General features: G+C 44.3%; 23 protein-coding genes. 10 read left to right on the top strand and 13 right to left on the bottom strand.

Annotated elements, in window-relative coordinates:
• Positions 1-108: 108 nt before the first annotated feature.
• From JK130_RS04150 to JK130_RS04160, 3 genes are read right to left on the bottom strand one after another with little or no spacing between them, the layout of a single operon-like run.
• Positions 109-1,440, bottom strand: a complete 1,332-nt coding sequence (locus JK130_RS04150) for an anti-phage deoxyguanosine triphosphatase (protein ID WP_218352958.1) — start codon at positions 1,438-1,440, stop codon at positions 109-111.
• Positions 1,441-1,472: 32 nt separating this feature from the next.
• Positions 1,473-2,081: a 5'-deoxynucleotidase gene (gene yfbR / locus JK130_RS04155; protein WP_218352959.1), complete on the bottom strand. Its 609-nt coding sequence runs from the start codon at positions 2,079-2,081 to the stop codon at positions 1,473-1,475.
• Positions 2,082-2,089: 8 nt separating this feature from the next.
• Positions 2,090-3,307 carry a pyridoxal phosphate-dependent aminotransferase gene (locus JK130_RS04160; protein ID WP_218352960.1) on the bottom strand — a complete coding sequence of 406 codons (1,218 nt, stop codon included), beginning with the start codon at positions 3,305-3,307 and terminating at the stop codon, positions 2,090-2,092.
• 345 nt (positions 3,308-3,652) lie between these two features.
• On the opposite strand from JK130_RS04160, the gene JK130_RS04165 reads away from it, so the two are divergent.
• Positions 3,653-4,447, top strand: coding sequence for a DUF2189 domain-containing protein (locus tag JK130_RS04165; protein WP_218352961.1), 795 nt, complete (start codon positions 3,653-3,655; stop codon positions 4,445-4,447).
• Between the two features lie 49 nt (positions 4,448-4,496).
• Here the strand turns inward: JK130_RS04165 and JK130_RS04170 are convergent, their stop codons facing one another.
• Together JK130_RS04170 and JK130_RS04175 are read right to left on the bottom strand one after the other, a co-directional pair.
• Positions 4,497-4,901 (bottom strand): OsmC family protein, encoded by a 405-nt coding sequence (locus tag JK130_RS04170; RefSeq protein ID WP_218352962.1) that lies wholly within the window; start codon positions 4,899-4,901, stop codon positions 4,497-4,499.
• Between the two features lie 3 nt (positions 4,902-4,904).
• Complete coding sequence (locus tag JK130_RS04175) at positions 4,905-5,765, bottom strand: CvfB family protein (protein ID WP_218352963.1); 861 nt, start codon at positions 5,763-5,765, stop codon at positions 4,905-4,907.
• Positions 5,766-5,833: 68 nt separating this feature from the next.
• Between JK130_RS04175 and JK130_RS04180 the strand changes: the two genes are divergently transcribed.
• From JK130_RS04180 to JK130_RS04195, 4 genes are read left to right on the top strand one after another with little or no spacing between them, the layout of a single operon-like run.
• Positions 5,834-6,577: a 5-oxoprolinase subunit PxpA gene (locus JK130_RS04180; RefSeq protein WP_218352964.1), complete on the top strand. Its 744-nt coding sequence runs from the start codon at positions 5,834-5,836 to the stop codon at positions 6,575-6,577.
• A 5-nt stretch (positions 6,578-6,582) separates the two neighbouring features.
• Entirely contained in the window at positions 6,583-7,272 is a 690-nt protein-coding gene (gene pxpB, locus JK130_RS04185) for a 5-oxoprolinase subunit PxpB (protein WP_218352965.1), read from the top strand.
• Positions 7,265-8,218 carry a 5-oxoprolinase subunit C family protein gene (locus JK130_RS04190; RefSeq protein ID WP_218352966.1) on the top strand — a complete coding sequence of 318 codons (954 nt, stop codon included), beginning with the start codon at positions 7,265-7,267 and terminating at the stop codon, positions 8,216-8,218. Before pxpB ends, JK130_RS04190 begins: the two co-directional genes overlap by 8 nt.
• A 2-nt stretch (positions 8,219-8,220) precedes the next feature.
• A complete protein-coding gene (locus JK130_RS04195) occupies positions 8,221-9,105 on the top strand; it encodes an aminotransferase class IV (RefSeq protein ID WP_218352967.1) in 885 nt (294 codons plus the stop codon).
• Between the two features lie 51 nt (positions 9,106-9,156).
• Here the strand turns inward: JK130_RS04195 and fur are convergent, their stop codons facing one another.
• Positions 9,157-9,582 carry a ferric iron uptake transcriptional regulator gene (gene fur / locus JK130_RS04200; RefSeq protein WP_218352968.1) on the bottom strand — a complete coding sequence of 142 codons (426 nt, stop codon included), beginning with the start codon at positions 9,580-9,582 and terminating at the stop codon, positions 9,157-9,159.
• A 274-nt stretch (positions 9,583-9,856) separates the two neighbouring features.
• Here fur and JK130_RS04205 point away from each other — a divergent pair, with 274 nt between their 5' ends.
• Positions 9,857-11,875, top strand: a complete 2,019-nt coding sequence (locus tag JK130_RS04205) for a methyl-accepting chemotaxis protein (RefSeq protein WP_218352969.1) — start codon at positions 9,857-9,859, stop codon at positions 11,873-11,875.
• A gap of 83 nt (positions 11,876-11,958) precedes the next feature.
• Here the strand turns inward: JK130_RS04205 and fldA are convergent, their stop codons facing one another.
• From fldA to JK130_RS04230, 5 genes are all read right to left on the bottom strand, one after another.
• On the bottom strand, positions 11,959-12,483 hold the full coding sequence (gene fldA / locus JK130_RS04210) for a flavodoxin FldA (protein WP_218352970.1): 525 nt from the start codon (positions 12,481-12,483) through the stop codon (positions 11,959-11,961).
• Positions 12,484-12,512: 29 nt separating this feature from the next.
• Complete coding sequence (locus JK130_RS04215) at positions 12,513-12,731, bottom strand: DUF2788 domain-containing protein (RefSeq protein WP_218352971.1); 219 nt, start codon at positions 12,729-12,731, stop codon at positions 12,513-12,515.
• Positions 12,732-12,832: 101 nt separating this feature from the next.
• Positions 12,833-13,624, bottom strand: coding sequence for an alpha/beta fold hydrolase (locus tag JK130_RS04220; RefSeq protein ID WP_218352972.1), 792 nt, complete (start codon positions 13,622-13,624; stop codon positions 12,833-12,835).
• Positions 13,625-13,795: 171 nt separating this feature from the next.
• The gene (locus tag JK130_RS04225; RefSeq protein WP_218352973.1) at positions 13,796-14,197 is read right to left on the bottom strand and encodes an H-NS histone family protein; all 402 of its coding nucleotides are present in this window, start codon (positions 14,195-14,197) and stop codon (positions 13,796-13,798) included.
• Positions 14,198-14,312: 115 nt separating this feature from the next.
• A complete protein-coding gene (locus JK130_RS04230; RefSeq protein ID WP_218352974.1) occupies positions 14,313-15,959 on the bottom strand; it encodes an electron transfer flavoprotein-ubiquinone oxidoreductase in 1,647 nt (548 codons plus the stop codon).
• 290 nt (positions 15,960-16,249) lie between these two features.
• On the opposite strand from JK130_RS04230, the gene JK130_RS04235 reads away from it, so the two are divergent.
• Both JK130_RS04235 and JK130_RS04240 read left to right on the top strand, forming a co-directional pair.
• Positions 16,250-16,999, top strand: a complete 750-nt coding sequence (locus JK130_RS04235; RefSeq protein ID WP_218352975.1) for an electron transfer flavoprotein subunit beta/FixA family protein — start codon at positions 16,250-16,252, stop codon at positions 16,997-16,999.
• Positions 16,999-17,925 carry an electron transfer flavoprotein subunit alpha/FixB family protein gene (locus JK130_RS04240; RefSeq protein ID WP_218352976.1) on the top strand — a complete coding sequence of 309 codons (927 nt, stop codon included), beginning with the start codon at positions 16,999-17,001 and terminating at the stop codon, positions 17,923-17,925. Before JK130_RS04235 ends, JK130_RS04240 begins: the two co-directional genes overlap by 1 nt.
• Before the next feature lie 38 nt (positions 17,926-17,963).
• Here the strand turns inward: JK130_RS04240 and JK130_RS04245 are convergent, their stop codons facing one another.
• A complete protein-coding gene (locus tag JK130_RS04245; RefSeq protein ID WP_218352977.1) occupies positions 17,964-18,272 on the bottom strand; it encodes an isoamylase early set domain-containing protein in 309 nt (102 codons plus the stop codon).
• 276 nt (positions 18,273-18,548) lie between these two features.
• Here JK130_RS04245 and JK130_RS04250 point away from each other — a divergent pair, with 276 nt between their 5' ends.
• Entirely contained in the window at positions 18,549-19,769 is a 1,221-nt protein-coding gene (locus tag JK130_RS04250; RefSeq protein WP_218352978.1) for an efflux RND transporter periplasmic adaptor subunit, read from the top strand.
• 4 nt (positions 19,770-19,773) lie between these two features.
• Positions 19,774-22,920, top strand: coding sequence for an efflux RND transporter permease subunit (locus JK130_RS04255; RefSeq protein ID WP_218352979.1), 3,147 nt, complete (start codon positions 19,774-19,776; stop codon positions 22,918-22,920).
• A 358-nt stretch (positions 22,921-23,278) separates the two neighbouring features.
• Here the strand turns inward: JK130_RS04255 and JK130_RS04260 are convergent, their stop codons facing one another.
• Positions 23,279-25,570: a TonB-dependent receptor gene (locus JK130_RS04260; RefSeq protein WP_218352980.1), complete on the bottom strand. Its 2,292-nt coding sequence runs from the start codon at positions 25,568-25,570 to the stop codon at positions 23,279-23,281.
• Positions 25,571-25,660 lie beyond the last annotated feature (90 nt).

Below are 25,660 nucleotides of genomic sequence, written 5' to 3' on the forward strand. Positions count from 1 at the left end.
CATGTTTTTATAGGTAACCTGGCATAACAAACATAGGTTGTATTACGAAGCAGACCCGAAGATGAGCACAAATCATGTCAACGTTACATAATTTTCATGTTAACGGGGCTAAAAATTACCTTTGGCTGCAAACAAAGTTGAATAATGTCTGGAAGCAAATTCATCGGTCATACCCGAAATATAATCTGCGATAATGCGATGACCATTATTTTCGTCCTGGGCTTTTTGCCAGCGTTTTTTTGTGTTTTCAGGCAATAAACGTTCTGGATCGCTGCTGTAAGCTTCAAATAAAGACATAACAATTTGCTGTCCTTTGTACTCTAAAACCTGCACTTGTGACTGGCAAATGACTTGTTCATAAATAAATTTTTTGAAAAGACTTAAAGCTGACTCAAAAGAGGAGGGAAGACACGCCTGATAGCGTAACAAGTCGAGTTCGAAGCGAGGATTTTCTTCAATACGTATCGCTGTGATAAATACATTCACCAACGCACCAATAGCATTTTTACGCTCATACGGATGTTGGCTAAACAGCTGGTCCGAAAGAGGCATTATTTGCTTAGATAAACCTTGAACTTCAAGCTCGCTTAAGGGTTTAACAACATACGCTATAAATTGGTCTTTATTCACCATATTCATAACAATAGCATCTTCTAAGTCATGAATTCCGTAGGCAATGTCATCGGCCAACTCCATAATGGTGCAGTCAAACGATTTGAAACAAGTGTGGTGATGCTGACCTTCTTTAAAATGGTATTGAACAAAGGTTTCGCGGTCGTTGTGGGTGAGTGGTTCAAGTAACCAGTTAAACCTGTTTTCATCGCACCGATACAACCCTTTTGGGGGATACCATTGCGAAGCTTTAATTGTTCGCAGGGCACCATCGACACTGCCATAACACTGTGCGTTCGTCAGCGTTTCGATATAATTAGGATACTTAACCAGCCCTAAAATACTACGACGACATAGGTTCATGCCATGTTCGGCGGTATAAGGTTCAAGTTGCGTCACAATTCGAAATGTCTGACCATTGCCCTCGTATCCTCCATATTTGTGCATCATAAAATGCAACGCTACCTCACCGCCATGTCCAAACGGTGGGTGTCCAATATCATGGGCAAGACAGAGTGTTTCTATAAGGTTGCTATCAAGGCCAAGTTGCTGAGTTAGTTCAGGATATTTTGAATGTAGCTGCGCGGTAATGCCTGAACCAATTTGCGCAGCTTCTAATGAGTGGGTAAGGCGGGTGCGATAAAAGTCGCTTAACCCAACCCCCAACACCTGGGTTTTAGCCTGTAGGCGCCGAAACGCAGCAGAATGAAGTACCCGGGCTTTATCACGTTGAAAACTGTCGCGATGATCACCGTCTCGCACAATGCTTCGGGGCAGAAGCCGGGCTTCCCAAGGTGAAGAAGGTTCAGATACTTTGGTTTGGGTCATAGGCTCGTCTACGTAAATTAGCCAATCAGCATTTAGTTTTCAGGAGCATCGTCCTGGGTTATTTCATCCAGACTTAACGAGAAGCTAGGTACGTATTTTTCTACAAAATAGTTAACCTCTGGAGACTGATATTCTTTTAACAGCTTATCAAGCCTGTTTTTTGCCAGTTTGAATTCCTGGTTACCTGCGTTGAGTTCTTCCAATGTTTTTAAATAAGCACATAGCACATCTGCCGCTTTAACCACGAATGCTTCGTCTTTGCTGTGCTGCTGACCATCTATAAGTTCAGCATAATCCTGTCTGAACGCTTCCGGTGCCATACCAATCAGCTTTTGTTCAGCTATTTTTTCTATCTTTTTGTATTCGTTGGCAATTGTACTGTTAAAATATTTAACGGGCGTGGGTAAATCACCGGTTATCACTTCTGAAACATCGTGAAAGAGCGCTATCGTGGCAATACGTTCGGCATTTAAATTGCCGTCGAAAAAACGGTTACGTATTAATGCAAGAGCATGCGCAACCATAGCAACCTGTAGCGAATGCTCCTGTACGTTTTCGGTACGAACGTTATGCATGAGGGGCCAGCGATTGATTAGCTTCATTCGGGCCAGGTGCGCAAAAAAGTGACTTTGTTCGGTCATCGGGTACATCAAACCTGTTGGTAACGAGAAAAAAACGTGTTTATTTTGGTCAATGCCGGTGTCAGTACATCAACATGCGGTAAAAAAACCAATCTAAAGTAAATACCTTCGTTTAAATTAAATGCACGTCCATGAACTAACAATATTTTTTCGGCATTCAGCAAATCAAATATCATTTGTTCATCGTTGTTGATATTAAATTTAGCGGCGTCGACCCGGGCAAAGCAATACATAGCCCCTTTAGGTTTAACACAATGAATTCCCTCAATTTGATTAAGCATATTGACCGTAACATCACGCTGCTGGCGTAACCGGCCACCTTCGCTCACTAAATTCTGAATACTTTGATACCCGCCTAATGCGGTTTGGATCGCAGCCTGACAAGGTACATTTGCACACATTCGCATGGACGACAAAATATTCAGTCCTTCGATATAGTCTTTAGCAATACGTTTGTTGCCGCTAACCACCATCCAGCCAGCCCGAAAGCCGGCCACCCGATAATTTTTTGAAAGTCCGCTTAAGGTAACCACAAACACATCGTCGGTCAGCGATGCTATACAGGTATGTTGATGGCCGTCGTACAAAATTTTGTCATAAATCTCATCTGAAAATATGACCAGCCCATGCTCGCGCGCAAGTGCCACAATCTCTTTTAAAAGTGCTACGCTGTACACCGCCCCCGTGGGGTTGTTCGGATTAATAAGAACGATAGCCCGGGTGCGCGAGGTAATCTTGCTTTTAATATCGTCAATATCGGGAAACCAGTCGGCCTGCTCATCACAGCGATAGTGCACGGGTGTGCCAGAGGACAAACTTACCGCGGCGGTCCATAGCGGATAATCAGGAGCAGGCAGCAATACCTCATCCCCTGTGTTTAACAACGCCTGCATCGACATCATGATCATCTCACTGACGCCGTTGCCGATAAATACATCGCTGGTCTGAAGGTTTTTAACATTCATCTGCTGGTAATACTGCATCACCGCCACGCGGGCCCCATAAATACCCGTAGAGTCTGAATAGCCCTGCGAGGTAGGCAGGTTATAAATAACATCTTTGACAATATCATCAGGTGCTTCAAAACCAAAAGGTGCCGGGTTACCAATATTTAGTTTGAGTATACGATGACCTTCATCTTCCATTTTGCGAGCCCGGGCAGCGATAGGGCCGCGAATGTCATAGCAAACATTATCAAGTTTATGTGAACGAGCTACTGGCTTCATGATCCTGCTTAATCAATACATGGAACATTCAGACTATCGTAAAGCCCAATTACTTGCGATGGGTATATATGCATTTCTGTAAAAAAAGTATGCTAAAACAATCATAAACACATGATTTATTCTAAATCTTCAAATTAGCTCTCAATTTATAATCAAAAAGAAACACCTGTCGGTTTAGTCGGTTAATTTTAAACGGATGAATTAAACATTTATCATTTTAAAATTAATGATAACAAACGTTAATGACTTGTTAAAACTGGTGGTTGCGCTATGGTTAAAACAGCAAATTCGAGGTTTATTTTGCAAAAGGGCGCTGACACACCTATTTAACCGCGAGGCCGGCTCATGTCACAACCGTTTAAAGAAACGCCCCATAATGCGATTACCGACAGTGGCATTGCACGGGTAATACCGTGTCGGCAATTATCTGTTCGCGATCCGTTAAAATGGCTCACCCTGGCAGCTCGCGATATGAAACGCGCGCCGGTACATACCCTGGTGTATGGCGTCGTATTTACGTTAGTACCGTTACTTATAACGTATCTCGTGACCCTTACCGGGTGGCATTTAATTATTATGCCGGCCATTGTCTGTTTTATGCTGATAGGGCCCTTTATAGCTGCGGGATTATATGATGTTAGCTGGGAGCTGGAAAAAGGGCATCGGCCGAGTTTTGGTCATTCACTAAAAGCAATAAAGCGGAATGCCGTAAACGGCTGGGGTTTTGCCGTAGTGTTGCTGATTCTGATGATATTCTGGCTGCGGGTAGCGTCACTGATTCACGCACTATATCCACCGTATCTTGATGAAACCTTAAGTGATCTGTGGCCATTCATAATTATTGGCTCTGCAATTGGAGCCGTCTTTGCGCTGCTGTTGTTATTTATCAGTGCGTTTACCCAGCCCATTTTGATGGAACGCAAAGTGGACCTGGCCACCGCCTTACTTACCAGCGTCAATGCGGTGTGGCTGAACAAATTACCAATGATAATTTGGGCGAGCATTATCTTTTTTACCGTAATACTAGGTTTTATCACCGGCTTTATTGGTTTTTTAGTGCTGATGCCGCTGTTGGGGTATGCCACCTGGCACGCCTACATTGACACCATAGTTACCAAACGGGCGCGTACTTATGAATAACGCTAAAAAGCTTAGGTTGTAAGAGTTTACCTAAGCTTTCATTGATGGGTTATTGTTGCGCGGTGTTCAGCGTAAAACTGGTGGTAATGGTAACAGTATCTTTTACCATCAGCATGACCGAGCAATATTTCTCAGCCGATAATTTTACTGCGCGCGATACGGCTTTTTCACTTAAATCCTGACCCGTCACTACATAGTGAGCATGAATGGAAGTAAAAACCTTAGGGGGTTCTTCAGCGCGCTGAGCGTCAAGTTCGCATTCGCAGTGGGTGACATCATTTCGACCTTTTTTAAGAATATCGACCACATCGATACTTGAACATGCACCGACTGCCAGTAGTACTGATTCCATAGGCGAAATGGCTTTACCATTACCGTCCATAACCGTTTTGTACCCTGATTCAGTGACACCGGTAAAACTAAGATCCTGATTCCAGGAAACCGTCGCTTTCATGTTTTATCCTTTATTGCTGTTCAGGCGCACAGCCTGTTTGTCGATAACAATTTTGCGCTGTTTGTACAACGCACCTAATGCTTTTTTATATGCTGCTTTGCTCACCTGAAAACGAGAGTATATTTCGTCTGGCTGGGCTTTGTCTGTGAGCGTGGAAATGCCGCCATGGGCTTCTAAATCTTCAATAATTGCTTCTTCAAGATTACTGCGGCCCACTTTGTCGGTGCGCTGAAGTGCAATATTAAGCTTACCGTCTTCGCGGATCTCTTTTACAAAAGCATCGACCTGCTCGCCAATACGAAGGGGTTTGAAAGCATCAGAGTGAAAAATAACACCGGTGAAGCGCTCATCTATGACCACTTTAAAACCAAGTTCAGTTTTTGCATAAACCAGTGCGCTAACATTTTGTTTAGGTGCAAGGTCGTCGTTGTGTTCTTCCAGAAAATAATGAAGACGGGTGGCGCCCAAAATCCGTTGCGTTTTTTTATCGTAAAAAGCATGCACTACATAATAGCGACCTGGATCAATAGACGCTTCCTGATACTGAGTGGGTACCAACAAGTCTTTGTCTAAACCCCAGTCGAAAAAGGCGCCAAAATGGGTCGCATTCACGGCTCTCAATACTTTTGTCTGACCCGCTAAAATGGCAGGGGGCGTAGTTTTAGCAACCAATGCGCCGGTTTCATCGGGCAACACAAACACATTTACGGTTGCACCTGTTTTAAGTTCAGCAGGAGCATCGCTGCTAAGCAAGGTGACCATTTGTTCGTCAAACTGATCTTCAGCATTCGGATCACGCAACTGAAAACCAAAAGGAAATTGGCTGCATACCTGCAGCTCGTTTATTTTACCAACCTGTATCATTGAACCTGACTGTCTGTGAAATTACAGTTACTATGATATCGCACTATGGAAATAAGAGCGAAGAAACTATGTGGTTAAATTGCGATTTAGGAGAAAGCTACGGTGCCTGGAAGATGCCCGTAGACTCGGCCATTATGCCATTAATTGACCAGGCCAATATTGCGTGCGGGTTTCATGCGGGAGACCCGGTAACCTTGCAACAATCGCTGGCCGAGGCCATAAAAAACAAGCTGTCATTGGGGGCACACCCTTCCTATCCTGACCGTGAAGGATTTGGCCGGCGAAGTATGGCAATGAGTAACCCCGAGATTATCGCTGCATTGCAGTACCAGATTAGCGCTTTGAGCGGTATGGCTACCGTGCAGGGGGGGCAGATTACTTATGTTAAACCGCATGGCGCCTTGTACAATGACATGATGCAACAGCGTCATCTGCGAGAGGCTGTATTTGAAGCGGTTGGTAGTTTTGGCCATCACCAGCTTAGTCTGATGGTACAGGCGCATCCCGATTACGAGCAGCTTCAACAAGAAGCCCGGCAATACAATGTTGACCTTATGTTTGAAGCGTTCGCAGACCGGCGCTATACCGATGAGGGTTATCTGGTCTCGCGAAATTGTGCCGACGCGGTACTCAGTTATGATGATGCCATCGCCCAGACCCAGCGTTTGATAAACGAGGGTATTATTGTTACTCAGAACCACCGTAAACTTAAGCTGAAGGTGGATACGCTCTGTGTGCATGGGGACACCGCCGGAGCAGTAGCGATGGCCAAAACCATACGACAACAAATCATCACCAACGCAGAGGGATAAATACCATGCAAGCGTTTGGCAGTATAAAACGCATCGAACCGGCGGGAATTGACGGTCTTATTGTTTATTTTGAGCGGCCGACGCTGACGCAGACCAACCAGGCAGTTCAGGCAATGAAACTTGCGTTAAAGAAGCATTACCCGCAATGGCTGAACGCTGCTATTCCAGGGTATGATTCTTTATTAGTATTATTTGATCTGCAAAAAGCCGATGTTCATACCGTTTATCAGGCATTACGTAATGCGGTACCAGAGCAGGGCAGCGAAGATAAGACTCAGCATTTTGAGCTTCCCGTTTGGTATCAGGCACCTCAGGCCAACGACTTTGACTTGGTCTGTGAGCATACCGGGCTGAGTCAGGAAGAAATTATAGACTTACATACTCAGTCTGATTTTCAGGTATTTACTATCGGGTTTGCGCCCGGTTTTGGTTATATGGGCGAGCTGCCTGAAGCGTTGAGCTGTCCGCGTCTGGCCACCCCACGCAATCGGGTTCCTAAGGGAGCGGTGGCTATCGCCGATCGGCAGACCGCTGTTTATCCCAGTGAATCACCAGGCGGATGGCATCTGCTGGGTTTATGTCCAACGCCGTTGTTCAATTTAGACTGGGAGCAACCGGTTAAATTGCAGCCTGGCGATACTGTCCGGTTTTACGCCATAGACGAGCAACACTACAGGGCTCTGTGTAATGAGTAATATTACCGTTAAAATAGTAGACTCGGGCATGCTGGCACTGGTTGTGGATGCCGGGCGTAGCGTAAACATGCAGGAAGTCGGATTTTGCGTCTCAGGGGCCGCTGATATTCGTAGTTATCATCTGGTAAACTGGCTGTGTGGCGATCCCCGCCATAGTGCTACATTCGAGGTCATTGGTACATTTTGCTTTAGCGTAGATGCCGCCTGTACTATTGCTGTTGGAGGCCCGGACTTAAGTTTACATATTAATGATAGCCCGGCTCAGGCATGGCAAACACAGCAACTTGCTGCAGGTGACAATGTAACTGTTACTCCGGCAAAATTAGGCACCCGCAGCTATGTTGGTATTGCGGGTAAATGGGCCTTACCCTATGTAGCGCAAAGCCAGTCTATTGTAATGCGCGAACACGCCGGGGGCCTGAACAACGCCGGTAAACCTTTAAAAGCGAATGATGAAATTGTAGTTGATACACTGCAAGCGGCTACACATACGCATCGTCACTTAAAAGACCGTGAAATTCCTGATTACAGTCTTAACGCTCCATTAGAAATGATTCCTGGTTATCAGGTTAAAACATTTGAAGGCTGGCAGTTGCCGTTATTCCTGGCCAGTGAATACCAGGTCACCCACCAGATTGACAGAATGGGATACCGTTTAAAAGGACAGCCCATTGAGCCTCAAATAAGTACAATGTATTCAGAAGGCATTAATTTTGGCGCCATACAGTTACCGCCTGATGGTCAGCCCATCGTTATGATGTCTGACCGACAAACGCTGGGGGGTTACCCCAAAATTGGGTGTGTGGCTGAATACGACATTTATCGGCTGGCTCAGGCTGTGCCGGGCGATATTATTACCTTTTCCAAGGTTGATATTGATAATGCCCGCTCCAAATGGTTACTCAGAAACCGGCTCGATCGACAATTATTTGAAGGTAAAAATTAGTTATGACAACAGCGTTTTTAAACAACGCATACGTGCCCTTAGAACAAGCCACAATATCACCTATGGACCGGGGTTTTTTATTTGGAGATGGCATTTATGAAGTTATTCCCAGCCATTATGGTCGCACGATAGGGATAAACGCGCATTTACAGCGCATGGACGCCGGTCTACAAGAGCTTCAGATTAAAAATCCCTTTACGAAGGATAAGTGGGTATCGGTCATCGATACACTAATCAGTAAAAATCGCGAACACTTAGCCAGCGACTATATAGGTGTTTATTTACAGATAACCCGGGGAACCCAAATGACCCGGGGCCATGCGTTTCCTGAAAATATCACCCCCACTATTTTCGGCTATGGATTTTCACTGCCGGCCCCCCCGCAATGTACCATCGATCAGGTAGCGGGTTTACAGGTGGCCCTGGAAAAAGACCGGCGCTGGGAGCGGTGCCATATAAAGTCTACCTCGCTATTAGGCAATGTCATGCATTTTGAGCAGGGCAGGGCTCAGGGTAAACAGGAAACTATTTTACTTAACCGCAATGATGAAGTAACAGAAGCCAGTTCGTGCAATGTTTTTGTAGTACATGACAATACCATCTATACCCCTGCTTTGGACTATCAGTTATTGCCAGGCATTACCCGACAGCTGGTTATTAATAGCCTTGCAAGAGAAGGTATTGACGTTGTAGAAACCGCGATAAGTAAAGCTATGTTGCTTGATGCTCAGGAGGTATGGTTAACAAGTTCGAGTAAAGAAATTACTCCGGTTGTCAGTATTGCAGAGCACACGGTAGGTACAGGAATGCCAGGGCCGGTTTGGCAACAAGCCATTACGCTGTTTAACCGATACAAATTCAGGCTATTAAAAAACCCGCTATTCTGAATAACGGGCTTGATGATAATAATGGGTCAGTTACCCAAAGATGAGCGTTTGCTACTCAACTTCGTCGCATTCACCATCGGCACACTCGCCATAGAGATAAAGACTATGGTGAGTCAGCTTCATGTTGTTTTCACTGGCAATTTCAAGCTGACGACGTTCTATCATGTCATCTTCAAATTCGATAACTTTGCCGCATTTTAAACAAACCAGATGATCGTGGTGATCTTTGTGGCTTATTTCAAAGACTGACTTGCCACCTTCAAAATGGTGGCGGTTTAAAATGCCCGCATCGTCGAACTGATTAAGCACCCTGTAAACAGTCGCAAGGCCAATTTCTTCACCATGGTCTATTAAGATTTTATATACGTCCTCAGCACTAATATGCTGATTCTTCGGCTCCTGCAAAATTTGCAGTATTTTAAGGCGCGGTAAGGTGACTTTTAAGCCTGCCTTTTTCAACTCTTTATTTTGATCCATTAATACCAACTTCAGGGGCTGTTCGAAGATAGAGGTTATTATAGGTAACTTGAATTGATTTGAAAGTAAAAGGGTACGTTTGTCAAATATTTGATTGAAAAACCATCAGATAAGGGCGCCTTTGTCTTACGTGTTTACTTTTCAGTGCGTTTTCTATCAAAAACGGTTTTAAATGCGAATACCTTTGTATACCTTACAGTCTGAACGCTTATTTACAATTGTGTAACAATTTTGTATGTTAGCAGCCGCAGAAAAGTTTGCAGGATGTAGCAAGGTGCAGCTCACCGTCGTAAAAAAAATAATAATGGGTTTTGCCGTATTCTGGTTGTTACTATTACTTATCGGAATACTGTCATTTTTCGGACTTACTGAAATAAGGCAAGCGGCGGTATCAGTGGTAGAAAAGAAAATGCCACTACAAATTCAGATGATGGAGCTTAAATCTGAAACGCTTTCATTATCGACAATAGTGGCAAATGGGTTTCACAAAGATGAACCCGCAGCGCTTGTTCAAAACATAAATCAGTTCACATCGCTTAGCGCACAGTTTGATAAACAACTAACGCAATTACAGCAGCACGATACAGACAACGTGCGCCAGCAAACTCTTAAGCAGGCTATTGAACAATCTCACAGGTTTGTGCAAGCTGCTACACAGATGTACAGCGCTTTACAACAAAAATTGCAGCTTGAGACACAGCGAAAAGCCAGGTTAGCTGACGTCTTAGCAAGCGCAGATGAAGCCAGCGCCCTGATGTTAGATTTAAGCTATCTTGACAGCGATATTGCGGGTGTCGATACGTTAATTGGAGCCGGTACCAACATAGACAATAAGCTTTTGACACTGAATACCGCGCTTACAGAGCTGGTTCAGGCCGAGACAACAACAGCCTCTGAACAAGTCATTGAAGATCTGAATTATCAGTTCAGCAACCTTGGTGTTGATAAAGACTTTCTCAATACGTTAGCTAAGACCATAGACAACGAGGGTACGGTCGCTAAATTTAATACCGAATTTGATAATTTACTTAACCTTATACGTGAGCCCGGAACCGGCTTAACATCGCTGCATCTTGCCCAGCTAAACGCTGTGGCGCAAAGCATTACCTACCGTAATCAGGCAGACACAGCTTTGAATCAGGCATTGATTGCTACTAATTTATTGTTTGATGAGGTAAGTAAAGCCACTATTGATGGCCAACGCGGTATTGTTGAAACGGTTCAGGAAAGCTTAATAGAAACTCTGACCGTTTCAGCCGTGGGTTTACTTGCCGCGCTTATATTAGGCACGATGGCTACCCGTAGTATTGCCCGACCCCTGAGTCATATAAATCAAAGATTAGACCGACTTGCTACAGGTGATTTAACAACTTCTCTTGATGAAAATGGTAATGACGAATTTTCGCGGCTGGCGCATAAAGTTAATTTACTTATTGAAAGCCTACGAGAATTAATCGGCAATATTCATATTCAGGAACAGCAACTTGTCGCCATTATTAAGGACAGTTTGGCGATTGGCGAGCAAAGCTTAAAAGATGTAGACGAACAACGCGAGCACGTTACCGGGACCGCCGAAAACACTCAGAATATTCGCCATACCAGCGGTAGCAATCTGGCTCAGATACAACAGTCAAGTGCGGCCTTAAATACAATTACTGAACAAAGCCAAACGATTGCAGCTTTAGTAGAGCAAAGTCGTCAACAAAGTACTCAGCAGGCAACTCAGGCTGAAATTTCAGCGAAAACAGTGGCTCGACTAAATGAAAATAGCCGTAATATTGGCAGTATTTTAGATGTAATCAAAACCATTGCCGAACAAACTAATTTACTGGCGTTGAATGCCGCTATAGAAGCCGCACGTGCCGGAGAACAGGGTAGAGGGTTTGCGGTCGTTGCCGATGAGGTAAGAACACTGGCAACCCGTACCCAAAATTCCACTGAAGAAATCGAAAACATGATCAGCCGTTTACAAAAAGATGCTGACAGTGCAGTAAGCGCTATTAATTCGGGGCGTGAGCAAGCACAGGCAGGTGTTCAGATAACCGAACAGGTTAAGTCACAGGTAGACCAAATCAGCGATATTATAAGTCGGTTAGGAAGCATCAATGACCAAATCGTTACCGATACTCAGAATCAGGATTCTTTACTTGCCCAGGTTGCGGACAGCCTCAGCACTATTGTAAAGCTTGCTGATTCAAGTGCCCAGAGTACTCATAAAGCAAGCGAAACGGTATCCCGATTAGACAATCAAATGAACAGCTTACGTAATGCGGTCGAGCGTTTTAAACTGTAAATCTGTAGCATGACGGTGCTTTAAGTATAAAAAAAGCTGCTATAAAGCAGCTTTTTTTAATACTTGAATTACCTATTACCTATTTATGCGAGTTCAGCCAGACACAACTCATCATAAAGCTGCTTACACCAGGCTTTTACACGTTCTTCAGTAAGTTCAGGCTGACGGTCTTCATCGATGCCCAAGCCAACAAAATGATCATCGTCTGCCATGCCTTTTGATGCTTCAAACTCGTAGCCGTCAGTGGACCACTGACCTACCAAAATTGCACCTTTAGGTTCGACAATGTCACGAATCATGCCCATGGCATCAAGAAAATATTCAGCATAGTCTTCTTGATCGCCACATCCAAAAATAGCAACCAACTTGTCTTCAAAGTCCAGCTCTTCAAGGTCGGGGAAGAAATCATCCCAGTCACATTGAGCTTCGCCGTAGTACCAGGTTGGAATACCAAAAATAAGCAAGTCAAATTCTGCTATCGCTTCTTTGCTACTTTTAGCGATATCAAAAACATCAATCAGATGTTTTCCCAGTTCTTTTTGAATCATTTTAGCGATATGTTCTGTGTTACCAGTATCGCTTCCGAAAAATAGGCCAACAGTCGCCATATTAAACCTCTATTATTTAACTGTTTTGCTTATACGCCGGTGCCTAACCAAAATACTTCTATTAAGCCTTTTGCTATAAACCCAAGTGCGCCTGCACCTAACACCCCGTATACCACAACTTTACCAATAAGCGGCACATCGTTTTTTTTCAAGACGTCATGCACGGCTAAACCCATTAGGATAAACAAGCCTCCAAGGCCAATGTAAATCGAAACAGATTCAAATAACTCGTAACTGCTAGCGGGCATAAACCCCCCATCTCAATTCGGCGTGAACTATAACATATCCTATACGGCAGCGGCATAGAATAGCGTTCAAAAAAGCGATGGTTAGTTTGCAGCCATTTTACTTATTTAGCCGCACCCTTGCTTATAAAGTTATCTACTACAGAATTGAACGCCTGTGGTTTCTCAGCGTGAAGCCAATGGCCTACGCCTTCAATAACATGAGCTTTGGCATTAGGAAACAAGACGCCAATAGCTTCTTTGTGCTCTGCCAGAATATAATCTGATACACTTCCTTTTATAAACAAGGTGGGTTTATCAAACGTTTGTTCGGTAGCGGGCCAGGTACGAATGTCATCATAGGCTTTAGACAAACCTTCTAAATTAAAACGCCATGACCATTGGTCTTGTTCATTTTGATACAAGCTTTTTAACAAAAATTGTCGAACACCCGCCTCACGAATGTGTTGACTAAGCTGAGTATCAGCATCTTTGCGATTATTCAGTGTAGACAAGTTTACCGACTTCAAACCGTTGATAATACTGTCGTGCCGGGCAGGGTAATCGACCGGGGCAATATCGGCCACAATTAAGCGTGCGACTATTTCGGGGTGGTGTAATGCACATAACATTGCCACTTTGCCGCCTAATGAATGGCCCAATAGATAATAGTGTGACGCCCCCACTTCTTTTAAAACCTGAAAAACTTCGTTCGCGCTGGTAGTCAGGTCAAAAGCTTCAAAGTGCTGCGACTGGCCATGGTCGGGTAAATCAATACTTAAAATGTTATAGCTTTGCTCAAAGTAACGTTTAATTACAGCCAGATTATCCAGACTTCCAAACAAGCCATGAATCAAAACTAACCAGGGCGCCGTGCTCGACAACTCTGAGGTTTCGTAGTGCAACTTAACATTCATCAAGAAACTCCGTGCTAAAAGACATGTTGTGATAATCAATAAGTTTCGATACACCAGCGATCTTGAAAGCTAAAAAAAAGCCGGTATAAAACAAGATGTTTTAATCGCCGGCTTTTTTATTTTTAATTACAGCTCAAAAGGCTGAGTGCAATGATTTTACTTTAGATGCAACTAAATAGAGAAACTTTGCAGGTCTTTACCGTTTTCAATTGCTTCTTTAAAAACTTTAGGCATCCGGCCAATACCGGTCCATTTATGTTCCTGACCTTCAGCATCTGTTAAAGAATACTTAACGGGTCTTTTTTTACCTGTTTTACGAGGTTGGGCTTTAGTTGACTGACCCGCTTCCAGGTCAGTAACATCTAAACCAGCTTCTTGCATCTGTTGATGTATTTGAGCAATTTTTTCTAACTTTTGTTGCTCTTTCTGTTCATCTTCGGCCGCTTTTTCACGACGTTTTTCAATAATATTTCCAAGTTTTTCCTGAACCGCTTCAAGTTCAGACAAAGACAATTCTTTTACTGCTCCCTGTAAACGTCTTCCATGGGTTAAAATATCTAGAAATTCGCTCATTTATTAACCTTGCGTTTATTTGTATTCAATACGTAATACATCATAGTTAATTTTTATTAAAAAAAAAAGCAGCGATGTGCTGCTTTTTAATTAAAGGCAATATAAAAAGATCATTTTACATATTCGGATAATTAGGTCCGCCCGTACCCTCAGGTGTCACCCAGCGAATATTTTGAGAGGGATCTTTAATATCGCACGTTTTACAGTGAATACAATTTTGCGCGTTTATTTGGAAAACATCTTCTCCGTTTTGTTCAATAACCTCATACACCCCGGCCGGACAGTAACGCTGAGCAGGCTCTGCATACTTCGGTAAATTAACTTTTATAGGTATTTCTTTGTCAATCAATTGTAAGTGACAGGGCTGATCCTCTTCATGATTTGTATTTGATAGGTATACCGAAGAAGGCTTATCAAAACTTAATTTACCATCGGGTTTGGGGTAATTAATTTTAACCGAGTTATCGGCTGTTTTTAACTGAGCGTGATCAGGCGTATTGTCTTTGAGCGTGACCCCCATCATGTTGCCACCAAAAAAGTTCTGCTCGATAGTATTAAATGCCCCCCCCCAGAAGTTTCCGTACTTGTGAATAGCCGGGCCAAAGTTTCGTGACCGGTATAATTCATCATACAACCAGGAGTTCTTGAGGTTTTCTGCAAATTGGGTCAGATTTTTAGACTCATTATTATTGGCAATCGCCTCAAATACCGTTTCGGCGGCAATCATGCCTGATTTCATCGCCGTATGATTCCCTTTTATTTTAGCAAAATTAAGCGTGCCGGCATTGCAGCCAACTAATAAACCCCCCGGAAAATTCATGGTAGGTAATGAATTAAACCCACCTTTTGTAATTGCTCTGGCACCATAAGACACACGCTTACCTGTTTTAAGGTACTGACTAAATAAAGGGTGATGCTTCAGACGCTGAAATTCGTCATACGGGCTTAAATACGGGTTGTCGTAATTTAAATCAACAATAAGTCCTACCAGAACCTGGTTATCTTCAGCGTGGTATAAATAGCTACCACCGGTGGCCTCATCAAGCGGCCACCCCGCAGTATGGATAACTTTTCCAGGCTGATGCAATGCCGGGTCAATATCCCATATTTCTTTAAAACCCAGCGCATAGTGTTGTTCACTCGCGTCTTTATCTAAAGCAAACTTCTCGTTTAATGTTTTGCCAAGATGGCCACGAGAACCCTCGGCAAATAAGGTATATCTGGCCCGCAAATCCATGCCCGGCATATAACTATCTTTGTGTTCGCCACTGGCGCTAATGCCCATATCGCCCGTGGAAACACCTGCCACGCTGCCATCGTCATTATAAAGAATATCGGTAGCCGGGAAGCCGGGAAATATTTCTACTCCAAGCTCTTCTGCCTGTTCAGCCAGCCAGCGGCACATATTGCCCATTGAGGTAATATAATTGCCTTTATTATGCATTGTTTTAGGCGTCAGACCGTTAGGCAGTTTTTGTGATGACGTGTCGTCTTTCAATAAATAAATTTCATCTTCGGTTACCGGCGTGGATAACGGCGCTTTACGTTCTTTATGGTCCGGGAAAAGTTCTTCTAAAGCCCGCGGTTCAAAAACCGCTCCCGATAAAATATGTGCTCCTACTTCAGAGCCTTTTTCTACCACACAAACCATCAGCTCCTGGCTAGCCTCATTCGCCATTTGCATTAACCGGCATGCTGCAGCCAGACCACTTGGACCAGCCCCAACAATGACAACATCAAAATCCATTGATTCACGTTCCATACAGGCTCCTTAAAAATTTTCGTTATAGTGCACTATAGGTGAAACAAATAATGCGAAGTGTCAAAAACTTGTAAATTAAATACCGTTCTGAACGGTAATGCAGGTTGACGTTTACGTCAACAGGAAGTAGATTGCTGATAAGTTTACGTTAACGTAAAGGTTGTAAATATTCTTCATTGTTTTACGTTAAAACGGGGTAAAACGATGAGGCGGCATCAGTATTAAGTTATCTGATGAATTCAGACCAAGGTGCTAAGTCACCGGCAAACACTCACATCTTGAGGTAAGAAATGAAAATACTTGTACCGGTCAAGCGTGCCATTGACTACAACGTAAAAGTGCGGGTAAAAGCTGATAACTCGGGCGTTGATCTCACTAACGCTAAAATGGCGATTAATCCCTTTTGTGAAATTGCGGTAGAAGAAGCCGTGCGCCTGAAAGAAAAAGGCATCGCTGAAGAAGTTGTCGTTGTTTCGGTTGGCAATAAAAGCTGTCAGGAACAAATAAGAACGGCACTGGCGCTTGGGGCAGACCGTGGTATCCAAATTGACACTGACGAATCACTGGATTCACTTCAAATTGCTAAGTTATTAGCTAAAGTAGTAGAAAAAGAAGCGCCTAAAATGGTGATTCTTGGTAAGCAAAGCATAGACTCTGACAATAACCAAACCGGGCAAATGCTGGCAGCATTAACCAACATGCCTCAAGGCACATTCGCTTCGCAGGTTGAAGTAGACGGTGATTCGGTTAAGGTTACCCGCGAAATTGATGGTGGCCTGCAAACTATCGCGCTAACGTTACCCGCTGTGGTTACCACCGATCTTCGCCTTAATGAACCTCGTTATGCATCATTGCCAAACATCATGAAAGCGAAGCGTAAGCCATTAGATGTTATGCCAGCCAGTGATTTTGGTGTTGAGTTAACCTCTAATGTCAAAGTCATAAAAGTTGAAGCGCCAGCGCAGCGTAAGGGCGGCGTAAAAGTAGCAGATGTAGCTGAATTAGTAGATAAGCTTAAAAACGAAGCGAAGGTGATCTGATGACTGTTTTAGTATATGCCGAGCACGATAACAGCCAGTTAAAGTCGGAAACGGCCAAACTGGTGCACGCTGCCACGAAAATTGGTGGCGATATTCATGTTTTGGTTGCTGGGAGCAACTGCGAAGGTATCGCATCTGAAGCTGCGAAAATTGATGATGTTGCAAAGGTTTTGCTTGTTGATAATGAAAACTTTGAGCATCAGTTGGCTGAAAATACCGCTGACCTGCTAGTAGAAATTGGCAAAGACTACAGTCATATTTTGGCTAGCGCCTCAACTACGGGTAAGAATTTTATGCCCCGTGTAGCAGCGCTATTAGATGTTGCCCAATTGTCTGATGTTATCGGCGTTGAATCTGATGACACCTTCGTGAGGCCAATTTACGCCGGTAACGCAATAGCCACGGTTCAGTCTTCAGATTCAATCAAAGTACTGACTGTACGTGCCTCAGCATTTGATGCCCAGGCAACAGGTAATAATGCTGAGATTGAGAAGCTGGATAAAGGCTCAGAGGCCAAAGGTGTTTCGTTTGTTGGCGAAGAGCTTACCGAATCTGAACGTCCTGAATTAGGGGCAGCCGAGATAGTCATTTCTGGCGGCCGCGGAATGCAAAATGGTGAGAACTTTGCTCTGCTTGAAGGGATTGCCGACAAACTAGGCGCCGCTATCGGTGCCTCACGAGCCGCAGTGGATGCAGGGTTTGTGCCTAACGACATGCAGGTTGGACAAACCGGTAAAATTGTAGCGCCTCAGCTGTATATTGCTGTGGGTATTTCAGGTGCAATTCAGCATCTTGCCGGTATGAAAGACTCTAAAGTTATCGTGGCAATAAACAAAGACGAAGAAGCTCCTATATTTCAGGTGGCCGACTATGGTCTGGTGGGTGATTTATTTGATATTTTACCCGAACTTGAAAAGTCTGTTTAATTACCAACTGCGGGACAAGTCTTAAGCTTGTCCCCTTTTTATACCCGCACTACCGAATTATCTTCATTGCTTAACGGCGAACGCTGATAACCATCTGCTTCCCAGTCATTTTCCCAGCTTTTATTGTCCAGTAAATAACGAAATGCGTAGGTATGTTCGATATCAAGCGTAATGGTCTGCGTAAAGTCTCCGTTTTTTAAATGTCGCATAGGAGATACTGCTTCATTCCACTGATTGAAGTCGCCCACCAACTTTGCAGTTTTTGTCTGGCCGGCTTCCTTAGCTTTAAGTCTAAAGGTGACCTTGCAAACGGGTTTGGTTTTCAGATACTGTTTTTTAAGACTCATAAGATGCGTTCCGTGGCAGAATTTACATCTAATAAATTACGATTAAAAAGTAACCAAATCAAGCGCGTTCATACTTTTTTCAGCAAATTATTTTATCCATGGTCGGGATATAATAGAAAATAATATAAATGATCATATTTATTAACAGTTTTATACAAGCCTTTAAAGAAAAGACGCGGTAGACTCTGATTACAAAAATAAAAACGCTTTATTTATCTGAAAAATAGAGCCGCAGTGATTCAGCTCACTGATGTTTTCAAAGGGAATAGACATAGAATGAAAAATGCTGTTTGGACCAAGGCGGGAATACCCCTGGTCATTGTCCTCGTTGCTATAATCTCCGCCGTGGTTTTAATTGCAAGTAAAGAACCACCGCCTATCGAGCCTGCACAAACAAAAGCATTTCTGGTTGATGCTAAACCAGTAAATCGCGAACCGGTTACTTTTTCTGTACGTTCTCAAGGCAATGTTGTTCCCTTTCACCGCACCAACCTTAGTGCCCAGGTAAGTGGCAAGGTGGTCGATATAGCAGATAGTTATGTGGTGGGCGGCATGTTTGAAAAAGGCGAGGTGCTGATATCGCTCGAACCCGATGATTACCTGACTGAGATTAGTTTGGCTGAAGCTCAGCTTGCACAGGCCCAGGCCGCACTTTCTGAAGAAATTGCCCGAGGGCAGGTTGCAAAAACCGAATGGCAGTCAGTTAATTCTGGGGTCCCGCCTGAACTAGGCTTACGTAAACCCCAACTGGCGCGCGAGCAGGCGAATGTAAAAGCAGCGACAGCCCGGCTTGATCGCGCAAAACGTAATTTAGAGCGAACCAAAATCAGAGCACCTTATAATGGCCTGGTGGTTTCTCGCAACATTGATATTGGTCAGTTTGTTGCTATCGGTAGTGCATTAGGCACCATCTATAGTACGGACATTGCCGAAATAAGAATGCCGGTGGGCGATAGTGAAATGGCATTCATTGATTTAGCCGACGGCATAGATACCAGTGACAATGTTGTGCTTAACGCTCGGGTTAATGGCGCCTCGACTCAATGGACAGCGAATCTGGTGCGCAGTGAAGGCGTATTGGATGAAGCAAGTCGGGTAAGCTACCTGGTAGCACAATTAGCAGACCCATATCACCGTAACAGCAATTCTAATCAACCCGTATTGCGCTTTGGTCAATTTGTAGAAGCTGAGATTACCGCGTCAAAACAACGAGATTTGTTCGTACTTCCGCGCAGTGTACTGCGGTTTGATCAGACTGTGTTAACGGTAAATTCAGACAACGAAATTCAAATTAAACCCGTAGAGGTAGCACGTACAGATGCTGACCACGTCTTTATTGCCGATGGTCTTGAAGAAGGAGAGCAAATTGTACTTAGTGCCGTGCCTAATCCTTATAACGGCATGAAAGTGCGTTTACCCGGTGAAAGTACTGACACCCCTGGTGCGATAAGTCAGGACATCGCTGATGAAAAAGACGCTGTGTCGGTAGAGGAATAGCCTGATGAGCAAAATAGACACGCACAAAGGCATAATTGCCTGGTTTGCCAGAAATAATGTGGCCTCTAACCTGCTAATGTGGGTGCTGCTTATCGGCGGTTTGTTCAGCGCCTTTGCTATTCAAAAACAAATATTTCCGCCAATAGAAATCAATATCGTTAGTGTTCGGGTGCCTTATCTGGGTGCAGCACCTCAAGAAGTTGAAGAAGGTGTTTTACTTAAGATAGAAGAAGCAATAGAAAATATTGAGGGAATAAAGAAAATCACGTCCACGGCTCAGGAAGGGCTGGGCACTGTAACGGTAGAAGTTGAAGAGAATTACGACGTTCAGGAAGTGCTGGACGAAATGAAAGTACAGGTAGATGCCATACCTAGCTTTCCGGGAAATACTGAAAAGCCGATAATCTATCGGCAAAAAATTCAGTCAGATGTTATTTGGGTGTCGGTGTATGGCGATGCCAGTGAGCGGGAGCTAAAAGAGTTTGCCAAACAAATTCGCGATGATATTGCGAATTTGGACGGGGTTACCAGCGTTAATGTTGTCGGAGCCCGCGACTATGAAGTATCGATAGAACTTTCTGAAAAAGATTTGCAAAAATACAATCTGACCTTTTCTGAAGTCGTCAGTATGGTGAGGCAATCCAGTGTTGACTTGCCCGGCGGCTCTATTCGCACGGATAACGGCGATATTTTATTACGTACTAAAGGTCAGGCTTACACCGGCTGGGACTTTGCGCAGCTAACCCTGCTTACCAGTAACGACGGTACCCGTGTTCGGTTAGGTGATGTTGCCACTATTAACGATGGCTTTGTTGAAGACAACAGATTTGCGTATTTTGACGGCAAACCTGCAGTAAGTATGCGGATTCAGGCGGTCGGCGATCAAAATGCGTTAGAGATATCTGAGCAGGTTAACAACTACATTGCCGAAAACAGCCCGGACTTTCCTGCCCATTTGAATGCGGATACATGGGGTGATGTATCTTTCTATCTTAAAGACCGACTCAATATGATGCTTGAAAACATGGGTTTCGGCGCATTATTGGTTTTTATTGTATTGTCGTTATTTTTGCGGGTAAAACTGGCGTTCTGGGTTATCTGGGGCCTGCCGGTTTGCTTCTTAGGGGCGATTTTAGTCATGCCAATGGAGTTTGTCGGCGTATCGATAAACTTGCTAAGTTTGTTCGCATTTATCCTGGTATTAGGCATTGTTGTTGACGATGCTATTATTATGGGCGAATCAGCCTATACCGAAATAGACACTAAAGGCCACTCGACCGATAACGTTATTGCGGGGGTCAAAAAGGTTGCCATGCCGGCCACATTCGGGGTGTTAACTACCATTGCAGCGTTTACCCCAATGCTAATGGTGTCGGGCCCATTTGGGGTTATCTGGAAGTCTATAGGCTGGGTGGTTATTGTTTGTCTGGTGTTTTCACTGATTGAGTCAAAACTAATTTTACCTGCGCACTTAGTGCACATGAAACTCAGTAAGCCAGACCCGGCCAAACAAAATCGTTTTCAGCGGTTTCGTAATATATTTAGCGAAGGTATAAAGCGATTTATTACTAATCAATACGCGCCATTTTTAGCAAAAGCGGTACGTAACCGCTATACCACTTTAGCGTCCTTTGTGGCGATGCTCATTTTGACCATTGGCTTATTCGCCGGAGGGATTGTCCGGTTTGTATTCTTCCCCGATATTCCCAGCGACTTTATGTCGGCCAGCTTTGAGTTAGAACCAGGATCATCGTTGAATCAGCGTGACAAAGCTTTGAAAGAAATGCTGGCGGCGATGCATAAAATGAACGATAACATTGAAAAAGAAACGGGCACAGGGGTTATTGAACATGCTATTGCGTTTGATAATGGCAACCTCGGCGGCGAGGTTTTTGTAGAACTTAGCAAAGGAGAAACCCGTGAGCTGCCGGACTATGAGATACATCAGCGCTGGCGCGAGCAAATGCCGGAAATTCCGGGAGTTAAAACATTAAACATCGGTTCAGGTGATGGCTTTGGCGGGCCGGATATGAGCTTTGAGTTTACTTCATCTGAGATAGATTCATTGCAAGCGGCGGCTCAGGAGCTTAAAGCACGTTTGGCTGATTACGAAGGTCTAAGTGATATTAATGATTCTTTTGCCGGAGGCAGTGATGAAATTCAATTGTCACTAAAACCTCAGGCGGACGCATTAGGTATTAGTTTGCAGCAATTAGGGCAGCAGGTGCGTTACGGCTTTTATGGGGCAGAGGTACAGCGTTTACAGCGCGATGACGAAGAAGTTAAAGTGATGGTTCGTTATCCGCAAGAGGCGCGAAACTCTATTGAATACCTTGAAGACATGCGTGTACGTGCGCCTAATGGCGACGACATTCCTTTTGAAGAAGTCGGAAAAATTGACTTAGGTGAAGGCTTTTCTTCTATTGTCAGAGTGGATGGCAGGCGTTCGATTACGGTTAGCGCAAAGGTGGACAAAACCACTTTAGATCCCGGCGAAGTCACCCGCGATGTAGTAATGACGGTGATCCCACAAATTATGGAACGATACCCAACCGTAGACTTCCAGCTGCAGGGAAATTCAAAAGAACAGCAAGAGGCATTGTTAAGTATGTTTCAGGGACTGCTGTTTGCGTTATTCGCTATCTATGCTCTGCTGGCCATACCGCTACGTTCTTACACTCAGCCATTTATCATCATGGCGGTAATTCCGTTTGGGGTAGTGGGCGCAATTGTAGGACACCTGGTACTGGATATGGCAGTAAGCTCGCTTTCACTTTGCGGGATCATTGCCCTGTCAGGCGTAGTGGTAAACGACAGCTTAATTATGGTTGATTTTGTTAACCGTGCCCGGGCTGAAGGTCATCGTTTAATAGATGCCGCGATAAGTGCAGGAACTCAGCGTTTTCGTCCTATCATTTTAACCTCGCTCACCACGTTTATGGGGCTAATGCCGATTGTTTTTGAGCGTAGTTTGCAGGCTCAGATTGTTATTCCTATGGCTATTTCACTTGCGTTTGGTATTTTGTTTGCCACCATTATTACTCTGCTTTTGGTGCCTTCGCTTTACCTTATTCTGGATGATGTCAGAGGGTTGTTTAGAAAAAAACCGACTTCTTATTCTACTGAGTCAACGTCAGTAAAGCACAACTAATGCAATAGTGATAGACAAGCCCGCCTGGTGAAAGCCTTGGCGGGCTTTTTTATGGAATGGGGTATTTACACAGGTAACAAGTAACTCACTAACACAGGTTAACTTTGAATCTGAAGGCCAATCATTGCGATTAAAGTTGTTAAAATTTAACCGCACCTATTTGTACAAAAGACACAGCGGTTATTGCTATAAGCTTTTTTAGGAAATGCTGTTAGTGGCTCTAACGCGAGGTGTGGGGGGAATAGCGTTTCTTCATATAATACAGAAGGTATGGACCGCAGGTGTTGTTAGCGGTTATCAAAAAAAAGCTGCGGCGCGAACGCCACAGCTTATGCTTATTTATTGAGTATCGTCAGAATCAATAGAAAGACATTTTCACTTCAACACCCCAGATACGAGGCTCATTAACAATACCGGTCAGATTGTTAAAGTCGATAGCGCCTTTAACATTGTCTTCATCAGTAATATTACGGCCGAACAAGGCAACCGTGTAGCCATCAGCGAAGTTTTCGTAACCTACGCGCAAACCACCTTCAACATTGTTGTCGGTAGTAAACTCAACCGCTTCATACAAAAACAGGTTGGTTTCACCCTGAAATGCCCAGTCGGTAAAGGCAAACAATTCACCATCGCTTCCTACTGGAATAGAGTAACGGGCGGTAAAGTTGAAAATTGACTCAGGCGCCTGCGGGAATGGGTTTCCATCGATAGAGGCAGCAAAGCCGTCCGGGCGAGGATCGGTCACTGTACAATTACCGGCAAAGCCAAAGCCAGCATTAGCGCCACACGGAAGCACCGTTAACGAATCATCTTTTATTTCGGTATGGTTATAGCTATAGCCCGCTGTAAAGGTTAACTGGTCAGTCGCCAACCACTGCGTATCTACTTCAAAACCATAGGCTTCGCCCTGGTCAGCGTTGACCAAAGCCGTAAAGTTGTTGCCGCCACCAATGGCAGAAAACTGCATGTCATCAACCGTGTAGTAAAAAGCTGCCGCGTTGAAACGCAAGGTTTTATCTAGCAGGTCAGACTTAAAACCAATTTCGTACGAATTGATGGTTTCTGCTTCAGCCACCGAAGGTGCACCTTCAAACGCGACATCCCGGCCCTGAATAGTTTGCGCGCGAAAGCCATTAGCATAACGAGCGTACAACGAAACATCGTCGGTCAAACGATAATTTGCGCTCAGCTCGAAACTAACCTGACCATCATCAACATCTACGGGATCATAATCCTGAACCGTACATTCGTTAATACCATCGCCATTAAAATCAAGAAAATTACAGGCGCCATCCACGTTTTGTTCGCCAACCCGTAACGATTTGTCGTCGTGGGTGTAACGCACACCGGCTGTAACATTCAATTTGTTGTTAACCTGATAAGAGCTTTGGCCAAAAACCGCCCAGGTGGTATTTTCATGAAAAACGGTCGATGCACCAAACAGACCATCAATACTGGTTACATTAAATGATGAGTCAAAAAAGAACGCACCTACCTGCCAGCTCATAGGATCGGTGGTTTGGCTGGCGACACGAATTTCCTGAGTAAACTGCTCTAAATCGTCAAGTTTATCCTGAGTTACGGCGGTAAATGGAATGAAGCCCGTATTTTCAGTTACACCTGAGCCCGCTCCGCCGTCTATGTCGCCCAGACTAAAGCCGTCAGCAGTTTCTAGGGCGGTGATAGAGGTTAGCTCAACAGCGTCAAAGTCATAAGTCATCTTTAAAGACGAACCAAAACCTTCATACGCCTGCGGGTTGTTATCAGCTCCATCACCGTCAATATCGCCATCATAATAAACAACGTCGCGGTCGTAATTATCATTCAGGTCATTGCTGCCTTTATCAAACAGATTGGCCCGGAAAATAGAGGCGGTACCATCAAGGTCGCGTCCGTGTAAATTTAATAGCGCCGAGAACCGATCATTAGGCTGATACAACAACTGTGCACGCCATGCTTTTTCGTCAAAACCCCCAATAACGTCTTCCTGGCCGGTAAAGCCATTATCGATATAGTCATCGCGGGTTTGCGACAGTACTGAGATTCGACCCGACAGATCTTCAGTTAAACCGCCACCTACCGCACCTTCGAAATTAAGGGTGTTGTAGCTGCCGTAAACCGCTTTAGCATAACCTTCGAAATCTTGCCCAGGCTTCACGGTATCGAATTTAACAATACCAGCAGTCGTGTTTCTGCCAAATAAAGTTCCCTGAGGCCCACGTAAAACTTCAACTTGCTGAATATCAAAAAGCGGAAAGCTTTTTAATACCACGTTTTCCATGACAACTTCATCCATCACAATGGAAACCGGCTGTGATGCGGCCAGGTCAAAGTCGGTATTGCCCAGGCCACGAATGTAAAACCGGGGCGCAACTCTTCCATTTGATGATTCGGCATACAATCCGGGTACGCGTACGGCCAGGGCCAGAATATCTTCGCCGCCAGCGAATAGGCTGTCGAGTTTTTCCCCGCTTAATGTGGCGATAGAAAGGGGAACTTCCTGAATTGACTGTGTCCGCTTTTGAGCGGTTACGGTGATTTGTTCCAATTCAGATTCTTTTGGCTTTTGTTGTGTTTCCTGAGCCAAAAGAGGACTGCTAAACGCGGCTCCAATAGCAAGTGCAAGGGAAGCGATGCGATGTGTTTTCATGTGTCCACCAAGTGAAGGTAATGTGTTTTTAAATTTTTTTTTTACGCAGTTTGCTGAACGAACTGCTTGTGGCTGCTTAGTTTACTTGAA

The sequence above is a fragment of the Alteromonas lipotrueiana genome (genome assembly GCF_019249245.1).
Lineage (GTDB): Bacteria > Pseudomonadota > Gammaproteobacteria > Enterobacterales > Alteromonadaceae > Alteromonas > Alteromonas lipotrueiana.